Source organism: Mesorhizobium shonense (genome assembly GCF_040545255.1).
In the GTDB taxonomy this organism is placed as follows: Bacteria; Pseudomonadota; Alphaproteobacteria; order Rhizobiales; family Rhizobiaceae; genus Mesorhizobium; species Mesorhizobium shonense.
In genome coordinates, this window is the sequence record NZ_JBEPLM010000021.1 from 87,913 (window position 1) to 98,287 (window position 10,375).

Sequence of the window (10,375 nt, forward strand, 5' to 3'; positions counted from 1 at the left end):
CCGCCCTTTTGAGCGCCATATACCGCCGGACGCGACGCTCTAACATGCTTTTGTGACGCATGATCGGTCAGGGGATCGCTCCGATTCCCGGGGTCATGCGCTTAACCGGCTCAACTTATCCTCTGCCAGCCTTTTGCGACAGTTTCATTTCATCGATCTTGCAAACTGCCCGGTTATGATCCAGATGCAAACGGGCCGATTTGAAGGAGACGACGATGGCAGGCGGTTCCATTCCCCATTTCCAGAACGATGCGGGTCATCCGGCAATCGACATCGGCGTCAAGGAATTCATGTGCACCGGCGCCAACCCGCCTTTCGACCATCCGCATGTGTTCCTCGACATGGGCGACGACGATGAGAAGGTCTGCCCCTATTGCTCGACCCTCTATCGCTATTCGCCGAAACTGAAGGCGACGGAAACGCAGCCGGCCGACTGCCTCTATATCGACCAGGCCGCCTGATCCGCAGATCATGGATGACTGCTAGATCATGGATGAGGCACGGTCCCGGCAGGTCGTCATCGCCGGGGCTGGCATCGCCGGGCTGACGTCGGCCCTTGCCTTTGCCGGGCGCGGCTATGCCGCCACGGTGCTGGAGCAGGCCGGCCAGCTCGAAGCGGCAGGCGCCGGGCTCCAACTTTCCCCCAACGCGACACGCATCCTGCGCCGGCTCGGCGTGCTCGACCGCTTAGCGGTGAGCGCCGTCAGGCCGGAAGCGGTGGTGCTGAAGGACGCCGCCACCTTGCGCGAGCTGGCGCGGGTGCCACTGGGCCAGGCAGGCGAGAACCGCTGGGGCGCACCCTATCTGGTCGCGCATCGCGCCGATCTGCAGGCCGCGCTGACGACGCGAGTGGCAGAGCACCCCGAAATCCAACTCATCACCGGCGCGCAGGTGACGGACATTGCCGTTGCACCGCAAAACATCGTCGTCACGGCGCAAAGGGATGGCGGCAGCATGGAGGCGGCCGGCGGCCTTTTGGTAGGCGCCGACGGCGTCTGGTCGTCGGTTCGATCGCAGCTTGCCGGCAAGGAGCCCGCTTTCAGGAAAAGCCGCTTCTCCGGCGAGCTCGCCTGGCGCGCCATGGTTGCGGCGACAAGCGCTGCCGGCCAGGCGTTTGCGGCGATCGGCGCCGCCGACTGCGTCACCACCTTCCTGCATCCGGGCTTCCACATGGTCGCCTATCCGGTGAGCAAGGGCAGCGCCTTCAACCTCGCCGCCTTCACCAAGGGCGAGCGCATCGCCGAAGGCTGGTCGGGCCATGCCGACCCCGCCATTCTCGCCAGCTCCATGCGCGGCACGTCGGCGGCGCTGGCAAGGCTTGTCGCCGTGGCCGGGCCATGGACCGCCTTTGCGATCCACACCGTCGAGCAAAGGCGCTGGACGATGCCGGAGGGGGTGGCACTGATCGGCGACGCGGCGCATGCCATGACGCCGTTCGCGGCGCAGGGCGCGGCTATGGCGATCGAAGACGCCTCGATGCTCGCCGACCTGGTTGCCGACTTCCCGGCCGATCCGCGGCAAAGCCTCGCCATGTGGGAGAATCTCAGGCGGCCGCGCATCGAGAAGGTGCTCAGGCGCGGCGCGCTCAATCGGCTGGCCTGGCATGCCTGGGGCCCGGTGGCCATCGCCCGCAACCTGGTGCTGGCGACCCGGCCCGCGGAAAAGCTCGCGGCGGATCTGGACTGGCTCTACGGGTGGGAGGAGAGGAAGGTTGTGAGGCGGTAGGAGTTCTACTCAAGCAACGTCAATTGGATATGCTGGCGGGACAGCACCCCCCTCTGTCCTGCCGGACATCTCCCCCGCAAGGGGGGAGATCAGATGTCGCTCCGCTTTCGCCAATCTTCAACGTCGCAGAACTGGCGGGGCGCGGGAACTGCCAATCTCCCCCCTTGCGGGGGAGATGTCCGGCAGGACAGAGGGGGGTGTGAAGGAACGAGGCGTTCGCAATTCCTGCACACACCAACCTTCAATCATACAACTCGCTGCCGCGCCGCTCAGTGCAGGATCTGCGACAGGAACAGTTTCGTGCGCTCATGGCGAGGATGGTCGAAGAATTCGGCCGGCGTGTTCTGCTCGACGATCTGGCCCTGATCCATGAAGATCACCCGGTTGGCGACCTTGCGGGCAAAACCCATCTCGTGGGTAACGCAGAGCATCGTCATGCCTTCTTCGGCCAGGCCCACCATCGTCTCCAGCACTTCCTTGATCATTTCCGGGTCGAGCGCCGAGGTCGGCTCGTCGAACAGCATGATGCGCGGGTTCATGCAGAGCGAGCGGGCGATCGCCACGCGCTGCTGCTGGCCGCCGGAGAGCTGGCCCGGGTACTTGTTGGCCTGTTCGGGGATCTTGACGCGCTTCAGGAAATGCATGGCGATTTCCTCGGCCTGCTTCTTCGGCGTCTTGCGCACCCAGATCGGCGCCAGCGTGCAGTTCTCCAGGATGGTGAGGTGGGGGAAGAGGTTGAAGTGCTGGAACACCATGCCGACCTCGCGGCGCACCTCGTCGATCTTCTTCAGGTCGTTGGTGAGTTCCTTGCCATCGACGATGATCTTGCCTTTCTGGTGCTCTTCCAGCCGGTTGATGCAGCGGATCATCGTCGACTTGCCGGAGCCGGACGGACCGCAGATGACGATGCGCTCGCCGCGCATCACCTTGAGGTTGATATCCTTCAGCACGTGGAACTCGCCATACCATTTGTGCATGCCGATGATGTCGATGGCGACATCGGTGGTCGAGATGTGCATCTTCTTGGCATCGACCTTGATGTCTTCCGCGCTGACGGCGTTTTCGGTGGCCATGGCCAATTCCCCTTATCGTTGAATTTGATGCATGTCGTTATCCCAAAACCGCTACACACTTTTGGGCGACATGCATCAGCGTTTGTAACCGGTGTCCAGCCGGCGTTCGGTGTACATTGAATAGCGCGACATGCCGAAGCAGAACAGCCAGAATACGAAGGCGGCGAAGACAAGACCGGATTTGGCGGTCTGCGACGTCGCCCAGTTGGCGTCGGACAGGTTCTGCTTGACCACGCCCAACAGGTCGAAGATCGAGATGATGAGCACCAGGCTGGTGTCCTTGAACATGCCGATGAAGGTGTTGACGATGGCAGGGATGACCAGCTTCAGCGCCTGTGGCAGCACGATTAGGCCCATCTTCTGCCAATAGCCGAGACCGAGCGAATCGGCGCCCTCATACTGGCCCTTCGGGATCGCCTGCAGGCCGCCGCGCACCACTTCCGCCATATAGGCGGCGGCGAACAGCGAGACGCCGATCAGCGCCCGCAGGAACTTGTCGAAGGTGACGCCTGCAGGGAGGAACAGCGGCAGCATGACGCTGGCGAAGAACAGCACCGTGATCAGCGGAATGCCGCGCACGAACTCGATGAAGATGACGCATAAAAGCCTGACGATCGGCATTTTCGATCGGCGGCCGAGCGCCAGCACGGTGCCGAGCGGCAGCGACACGACAATACCGACGAAGGAAAGGCTCAGCGTGACCAGGAGGCCGCCCCAGCGCGACGTCTCGACATGAGGCAGACCGAACACGCCGCCGGACAGGAGAAAGAAGGAGACGACCGGCAGCACCAGGAAGAGCAGGATGGCGTTCAGCCCCTTGCGCGGCACGCGCGGGATCAGCATCGGCACCAAAAGCACGACCAGCAGGACCGCGACGAGGGTCGGGCGCCAACGCTCCTCGATCGGATAGATGCCGAAGATGAACTGCCCGAACTTGGCGTTGACGAAGGCCCAGCAGGCGCCGCTCCAGCCGTCCGGCTGGACGCCGCCTTGCGAGACTGTCGCGCAGACGGTGCGGTTCGGCCCTATCCACTGGGCGTTGATGAAGGCCCAGTTGATGATCTGCGGCAGAACCCAGGCGACGATGGCGATGCCGATGATGGTGAGGATGGTGTCGCCGGCCGAGCCGACGAGGTTCTTGCGCACCCAGGCGATGGCGCCGCGCTCGCCGGGCGGCGCCGGCTCGGCCAGCGCCATCTCGGTGCGCACCCAGGACATGTCGTGTTCCTGCATGGCCCTACCTCTCCACCAGCGCCATTCTGGCGTTGACGACGTTCATGACCGCCGAGGTCACGAGGCTCAGCACCAGATAGGCGATCATCATGATCAACACGCCCTCGACCGCCTGCCCCGTCTGGTTGAGCACTGTGCCGGCGGTGGCGGTGAGATCCGGATAACCGATGGCGATCGCCAGCGACGAGTTCTTGGTCAGGTTGAGATACTGGCTGGTCAGCGGCGGGATGACGATGCGCATCGCCTGCGGCACGACGACCAGGCGCAGGATCGGGCCGGAACGGAGGCCAAGGGCGCCAGCTGCCTCGGTCTGGCCCTTGCTGACGCCCCTGATGCCGGCGCGCACGATCTCGGCGATGAAGGCGGCCGTATAGCAGGACAGCGCCATGTAGAGCGACAGGAATTCCGGCTTGACCTGGAAGCCGCCGGTCAGGTTGAAGGTCGACTGCTTCGGGAAATCGAAGGTAAGCGGCATTCCGCCGAGCAGGAATGCGAGCACCGGCAGGCCGACGATCAGCGCGACCGAGGTCCAGAACACCGGAAACTGCTGGCCGGTCGCCATCTGCCGCTGGCGCGCCCGGTGGGCGACGAACCAGGCCATGGCGAGCGCCACGACGAAAGCGACGATCATCAGCCATGAGCCCTCGCCCCAGAGGGCGCGCGGGAAATAGAAGCCGCGCTGGTTGAGGAAGGAGCCGAAGGGCAGATGGATGCTCTCACGCGGCGCCGGCAGCACGGCCAGCACGCCGGAATACCAGAAGAAGATGACCAGCAACGGCGGAATGTTGCGGAAGATCTCGACATAGACGGTGCAGATCTTGCGGATCAGCCAGTTCTGCGACAGGCGGCCGATGCCGACGATGAAGCCGATGATGGTCGCGGTGACGATGCCGGCCACGGCGACGATGATCGTGTTGAGCAGACCGACCACCAGGGCGCGGCCATAGGTGGAATCGGACGTGTAGGCGATCGGCGTGTCCGAGATGTCGAATCCCGCCCTGCCCCTCAGGAATTGGAAACCTGAGGCGATATGCAGGCGCTGCAGATTGTCGATGACGTTGTGGACGATCCACCAGATCGAGCCGAACAGAAGGACGATGACCAGCGTCTGAAAGAAGAGACTGCGTATTTTCGGGTCATTGATGAAGGAGCCGCGACTCGGCTCCTCCCGAAGGATTTCCTGCGAAGCCATGCGACCATCCCCTGAAAAGAGAAACCGGGAGGCAGACTACCTGCCCCCCGGATCACATTTCGATCAGCGGATCGGCGGAGCGTATTGCAGGCCGCCCTTGGTCCACAGCGCGTTGATGCCGCGCGCGATCTTGAGCGGGCTGCCGGAGCCGACATTCTTGTCGAACATTTCGCCGTAGTTGCCGACGGCCTTGACGATGTTGACGACCCAATCGTTGGAGACGCCGAGATCGGTGCCGATCTTGGTATCGGCCTCCATACCCAGCACACGCTTGATTTCGGGGTTGTCCGAGTTCTTCATCTCGTCGACATTGGCCTTGGTGATGCCGAGCTCCTCGGCGTCGAGCAGCGCGAAATAGGTCCACTTGACGATGTGGTACCACTGGTCATCGCCCTGGCGCACGGCCGGTCCGAGCGGCTCCTTGGAGATGATCTCGGGCAGCACGACATGATCGGCCGGCGAGCCCAGCGTCAGGCGGATGCCATAGAGGCCCGACTGGTCGGTGGTGTAGACGTCGCAGCGGCCGGCATCGTAAGCGGCGTTGACCTCTTCCAGCTTCTCGAACACGACGGGGTTGTACTCCATCTTGTTCGACTTGAAGTAGTCGGCGAGGTTGAGCTCGGTCGTGGTGCCGCTCTGCACGCAGACGGCGGCGCCCGAAAGCTGCAGCGCCGAGTTCACGCCCGGCAGCTTCTTGGCGTTGATCATGAAGCCCTGGCCGTCATAGTAGGTGGTGCCGACGAAGTTCAAGCCAAGCGCGGTGTCGCGGTTGATCGTCCAGGTGGTGTTGCGCGAGAGGATGTCGACCTCACCAGACTGCAGCGCGGTGAAGCGTTCCTTGGCGCTGAGCGGCGTGAACTTGACCTTGGTGCCATCGCCGAAGACGGCGGCCGCGACGGCGCGGCAGAAGTCGGCATCGATGCCCTGCCATTCCCCCTTGTCGTCCGGCGCCGAGAAGCCGGCGAGGCCGGTCGAGACGCCGCACTGGATGAAGCCCTTCTGCTTCACGGTATCCAGCGTGCCGGCCGAAGCTGCCGACGCCGTAAACCCGAGCGCGGCGGCGCCAAGAATGCCGATTGCAATGTGTTTCATGACCCACAGACCCTTTTCTGCTACAGGCGCCCCTGCTTCCCAGGCAGCCCTGATCTTTTTTTCATATGTGAATGCAGCTCCCACTTCGGCCCACTCCGGACCCGCATCATTGCCGATGCATTGCCTCCCATTCACGAAACGCATCGAAGGCGATTATTCCTGTGAGGTCAAGGGAAATGACCGAATTGCGACGGGTTTGAAAACCGATTGCCGCAAATGCCCGAATTGCAGCCAAAAGCGCCCGCGAATTGGTCAAGAGTTGCATCCGGAACCGGCAAATCAGGTCCCCGGAAATTTTGAACGTTACGAGAATTCCTGCCCGTTACTACTGTCGTCGACGATGGAAGGACTGGCATGATTCATGGCGGCAAACGGCGTGCGGGCCACATTCAACAGGTGTCCGGCCGGAAGCGCGCAGCGGGCGCAAACGATGAGCCGGCGATCTTTTGTTTGGCCCATCCAAACACCAACGCTTGGCGGGCTCGGAGCGGTTGCGCGGCCAGTTCCGCCGCTCTATGGCTGGACCCCTGACACACTATGACGGGCAACGAACTATGGCGACAGACGGCAGCAAGATCGGCATCAACACGCGGCTTGCCCATTCCGGCAACAACCCGCGCGACTATTTCGGCTTCGTCAATCCGCCCGTCGTACATGCCTCGACCGTGCTTTATCCCGACGCCGCCGCGATGGCGTCGCGCAGCCAGAAATACACCTACGGCACGCGCGGCACGCCAACCATGGACGCGCTGACGCTCGCCGTCGACGCGCTGGAGGGGTCTGCCGGCACGATCGCGGTGCCGTCCGGCCTTGCGGCGGTGACTGTGCCCCTGCTCACTTTCGTTTCGGCCGGCGACCATCTGCTGATCGTCGATTCGGTCTACCATCCAACGCGGAATTTCGCCGACACCATGCTGAAGCGCCTCGGCGTCGAGATCGAATATTACGATCCGCGCATCGGCGCCGGCATCGCCCAGCTGATCAAGACCAACACCAAGGTGGTGTTCACCGAATCGCCGGGCTCGAACACCTATGAGATCCAGGACATTCCGGCGATCGTAAAGGCCGCGCATGCGGCGGGCGCCATCGTCATGATGGACAACACCTGGGCGACGCCGCTCTTTTTCAAGCCGCTCGACCATGGCGTCGACATCTCGATCCATGCGGCGACCAAATATCCGGCCGGCCATTCCGACGTGCTGCTCGGCACGGTTTCGGCCAACGAGGCCTGCTGGAAGCAGCTCTATGAAGGCTTCTGCACGCTGGGATGCTGTTCCGGGCCGGACGACGTCTACCAGGTGCTGCGCGGGCTGCGCACGATGGGTGTCAGGCTCGAACATCACCGGAAGAGCGCGCTCGATATCGCGCGCTGGCTGGAGGAGCAGCCGGGCGTGGCGCAGGTGCTGCATCCGGCGCTGGAAAGCCATCCCGACCACGCGCTGTGGAAGCGCGACTTCTGCGGCTCGAGCGGCATCTTCTCGATCGTGCTCAAGGGCGGCGGGCAAAGGCAGCAACATGCCTTCCTCGACGCGCTGACCATTTTCGGTCTCGGCTATTCCTGGGGCGGCTATGAGAGCCTTGCCGTGCCGGTCTTCCTCGGCGACCGCACCATCGCAAAGGGCTCCTATGCCGGCCCGCTGATCCGCCTGCAGATCGGGCTCGAGGACGTCGAGGACCTGAAGGCCGATATCCAGCGCGGACTTGCCGCGGCGGCGACCGCCGAGTAATGGCCGATCACCTGCCGCACAGAGTCCGCTCGTAACGCCTTGGCGCGATTGAGAAAGCCGAGGCCGCCGATGGTGTGGCGCGCGGCGCCTCGTGCAATAATATTCTTCCCGGCCGCGAATATACGGATTGGTTTGGCTTCCAAATCCGTGGCTTCGGCGGCATTGCGAGCAGCGCAAATTCCAGCCATTTGATCCCAAGGGCCTGCCATGGCGTTTCGCCTCTTCGTTCCGATCCTTGCCGGCGCGACGCTGCGCGAACGGCTCACCGCCTGCATCGGCGCGACCATCGGCATCGCGCTGACGGGGGCGATCAGCGGGCTCGCCATGGGTAGCGGACCGCATGTGGCGATGCTGGTGGCGCCGATGGGCGCTTCCGCCGTGCTGCTTTTTGCCGTGCCTTCGAGCCCGCTGGCGCAGCCCTGGTCGATCATCGGCGGCAATACCATCTCGGCGCTGGTCGGCGTGACCGTGGCGCATTTCGTGCACAACCCGGTGATCGCCTCCGGCCTCGCCGTAGCGCTCGCCATTGCCGCCATGTCGTTCACGCGCTCGCTGCATCCGCCGGGCGGTGCCGCAGCCCTCACCGCCGTGCTCGGCGGGCCGGCCGTGATCAGCGCCGGCTTCCTGTTTCCGTTCGTGCCGGTGGCGCTGAACTCGATCATACTGGTGACGCTCGGCTTCCTGTTCCACAAGCTGTCGCGGCGCAGTTACCCGCATGTGCATCAGCCCGTGGCCAACAGCCACGGCACCGCCGACCGGCCGCCGGCGGAGCGTGTCGGTTTCCGCCCAGAAGATGTCGATGCCGCTCTTGCCGCCCTCGACGAGACTTTCGACATCGACCGCGACGATATCGAAAGACTGCTGCGCCAGGTCGAGCTGCAGGCGATGGTGCGCTCCCAGCGCAGGTTGCTTTGCCAGGACATCATGTCGCGCGACGTGATCTCGGTGCCGGAGAACGCCGGCGCCGAGGAGGCGCGCAAGCAGCTTCTAGACCATAACATCCGCACCTTGCCCGTGGTCGATGCCGAGGCAAGGCTGGTCGGCGCGGTCGGTCTGCGCGAGCTGACGAGAGCGACCGACTCGGTAAAGGACGTGATGTCGAAGGCCGGCACCGCCTCGCCGAACACGCCGGCGATGAGCCTGCTGCCGGTGCTGACCGACGGACGCAGCCACGCGGTGGTGATCGTCGACGCGGGGCGGCATATCCTCGGCCTGATCACCCAGACCGATCTGCTCGCCGCCGCGGCGCGCGTGCAGACTGCAGACAGGCCGCTGCTGAAAGCTGTAGCATAGGCCGCGAAAAGCTCGGGAACCTTTTGCCGGCGGGCGCATCCAATTGCCGAATGCAACGCTTGTCCGGGAGATCGGGACGCGATGAGGAAGCCCGCACTGCAAGCCGCCGCGATCGCCGCAGCCGATGACGGCGACATGGCGCTGGTGCGCCGTGCCCTGGCGCGCGAAGCGGATGCCTTCCGCTCAATCATCAAGACGCACAACCAGCGGCTCTACCGCATCGCGCGCAGCGTGGTGCGCAACGACGCCGAGGCCGAGGACATCGTGCAGGAGGCCTATATGCGCGCCTTCGCCAGCCTCGACGCCTTTCGCGGCGATGCCTCCTTGGCCACCTGGCTGTCGCGCATCGTCATCAATGAGGCGCTCGGCCGGCTACGCAAGAAAAAGCGCATCGTGGCGATGCCTGAAAATCCGGAGGCGCAGATCATCCGGTTTCCCTTGAACCCAAACGACTTGAACCCAAGCGACGATCCGGAGCGGACGATGGCGCAGCGGCAGATCCTCGGGCTTGTTGAACGGGCGACCGACAGCCTTCCCGATGTCTATCGCACCGTCTTCGTCGCCCGCGTCATCGAGGGCTTGAGCATCGAGGAAACCGCCGAGTTGCTTGGCATCAGGCCGGAGACGGTGAAGACCAGACTTCACCGGGCGCGCGCGCTGGTGCGCAAGGCGCTGGACGACGAGATCGGCCCGGTGCTGCTCGACGCCTTTCCCTTCGCCGGGCGGCGCTGCGAGCGGCTGACGCAGGCGGTGATGAAGAGGCTGGGGTTTGGCGATTGAGTTCGTCATCCTCGGGCGGAGCGGAAGCGAAGCGGACGCGCAGACCCGAGGATCCATGCCGTTACATCGGCCAAGGAATGCGGCGGTCGAGAATTGGGCGCTGGGCACAGCCGCAGGCATGCCCCAAGATGATCAGGTTCAGCACCGCTGCGGCGCTCGAGCATCACGGCATGGCAACTGTGTTCATGCGAATGCGGTTTTGTCGCGGATGATGGCGTTGAGGACGACCAGGAGCTTCCTTGCTACGGCGATGATAGCAA

10 protein-coding genes are annotated in these 10,375 nt (G+C 63.9%); 5 read left to right on the forward strand and 5 right to left on the reverse strand.

Annotated features, from left to right (window positions below):
* Positions 1-215 precede the first annotated feature (215 nt).
* Positions 216-461, forward strand: a complete 246-nt coding sequence (locus tag ABID26_RS33035; RefSeq protein WP_292304045.1) for a zinc-finger domain-containing protein — start codon at positions 216-218, stop codon at positions 459-461.
* Positions 462-489: 28 nt separating this feature from the next.
* Entirely contained in the window at positions 490-1,725 is a 1,236-nt protein-coding gene (locus ABID26_RS33040; protein ID WP_292304044.1) for an FAD-dependent monooxygenase, read from the forward strand.
* 269 nt (positions 1,726-1,994) lie between these two features.
* On the opposite strand, the gene ABID26_RS33045 is transcribed toward ABID26_RS33040, so the two are convergent.
* The 5 genes from ABID26_RS33045 to ABID26_RS33065 all read right to left on the reverse strand — a co-directional run bounded on the left by ABID26_RS33045 (position 1,995) and on the right by ABID26_RS33065 (position 6,571).
* Entirely contained in the window at positions 1,995-2,798 is an 804-nt protein-coding gene (locus tag ABID26_RS33045; protein ID WP_059186423.1) for an amino acid ABC transporter ATP-binding protein, read from the reverse strand.
* A 75-nt stretch (positions 2,799-2,873) separates the two neighbouring features.
* The gene (locus ABID26_RS33050) at positions 2,874-4,031 is read right to left on the reverse strand and encodes an amino acid ABC transporter permease (RefSeq protein WP_292304041.1); all 1,158 of its coding nucleotides are present in this window, start codon (positions 4,029-4,031) and stop codon (positions 2,874-2,876) included.
* Between the two features lie 4 nt (positions 4,032-4,035).
* Complete coding sequence (locus ABID26_RS33055; RefSeq protein ID WP_292304040.1) at positions 4,036-5,223, reverse strand: amino acid ABC transporter permease; 1,188 nt, start codon at positions 5,221-5,223, stop codon at positions 4,036-4,038.
* A 63-nt stretch (positions 5,224-5,286) separates the two neighbouring features.
* Complete coding sequence (locus ABID26_RS33060) at positions 5,287-6,315, reverse strand: amino acid ABC transporter substrate-binding protein (RefSeq protein ID WP_292304038.1); 1,029 nt, start codon at positions 6,313-6,315, stop codon at positions 5,287-5,289.
* A 106-nt stretch (positions 6,316-6,421) separates the two neighbouring features.
* On the reverse strand, positions 6,422-6,571 hold the full coding sequence (locus ABID26_RS33065; protein ID WP_354417742.1) for a hypothetical protein: 150 nt from the start codon (positions 6,569-6,571) through the stop codon (positions 6,422-6,424).
* 298 nt (positions 6,572-6,869) lie between these two features.
* On the opposite strand from ABID26_RS33065, the gene ABID26_RS33070 reads away from it, so the two are divergent.
* The 3 genes from ABID26_RS33070 to ABID26_RS33080 all read left to right on the forward strand — a co-directional run bounded on the left by ABID26_RS33070 (position 6,870) and on the right by ABID26_RS33080 (position 10,115).
* Complete coding sequence (locus ABID26_RS33070; RefSeq protein ID WP_292304036.1) at positions 6,870-8,042, forward strand: cystathionine beta-lyase; 1,173 nt, start codon at positions 6,870-6,872, stop codon at positions 8,040-8,042.
* 207 nt (positions 8,043-8,249) lie between these two features.
* Positions 8,250-9,335 (forward strand): HPP family protein, encoded by a 1,086-nt coding sequence (locus ABID26_RS33075; RefSeq protein ID WP_292304034.1) that lies wholly within the window; start codon positions 8,250-8,252, stop codon positions 9,333-9,335.
* Between the two features lie 81 nt (positions 9,336-9,416).
* A complete protein-coding gene (locus tag ABID26_RS33080; RefSeq protein WP_292304032.1) occupies positions 9,417-10,115 on the forward strand; it encodes an RNA polymerase sigma factor in 699 nt (232 codons plus the stop codon).
* Positions 10,116-10,375 lie beyond the last annotated feature (260 nt).

Bases quoted from the DNA above. Each gene is read 5' to 3' on its own strand.
- ABID26_RS33060 (WP_292304038.1), bottom strand. From the start codon at position 6,315: ATGAAACACATTGCAATCGGCATTCTTGGCGCCGCCGCGCTCGGGTTT.
- ABID26_RS33040 (WP_292304044.1), top strand. From the start codon at position 490: ATGGATGAGGCACGGTCCCGGCAGGTCGTCATCGCCGGGGCTGGCATC.
- ABID26_RS33070 (WP_292304036.1), top strand. From the start codon at position 6,870: ATGGCGACAGACGGCAGCAAGATCGGCATCAACACGCGGCTTGCCCAT.
- ABID26_RS33055 (WP_292304040.1), bottom strand. From the start codon at position 5,223: ATGGCTTCGCAGGAAATCCTTCGGGAGGAGCCGAGTCGCGGCTCCTTC.
- ABID26_RS33075 (WP_292304034.1), top strand. From the start codon at position 8,250: ATGGCGTTTCGCCTCTTCGTTCCGATCCTTGCCGGCGCGACGCTGCGC.
- ABID26_RS33035 (WP_292304045.1), top strand. From the start codon at position 216: ATGGCAGGCGGTTCCATTCCCCATTTCCAGAACGATGCGGGTCATCCG.
- ABID26_RS33045 (WP_059186423.1), bottom strand. From the start codon at position 2,798: ATGGCCACCGAAAACGCCGTCAGCGCGGAAGACATCAAGGTCGATGCC.
- ABID26_RS33080 (WP_292304032.1), top strand. From the start codon at position 9,417: ATGAGGAAGCCCGCACTGCAAGCCGCCGCGATCGCCGCAGCCGATGAC.
- ABID26_RS33050 (WP_292304041.1), bottom strand. From the start codon at position 4,031: ATGCAGGAACACGACATGTCCTGGGTGCGCACCGAGATGGCGCTGGCC.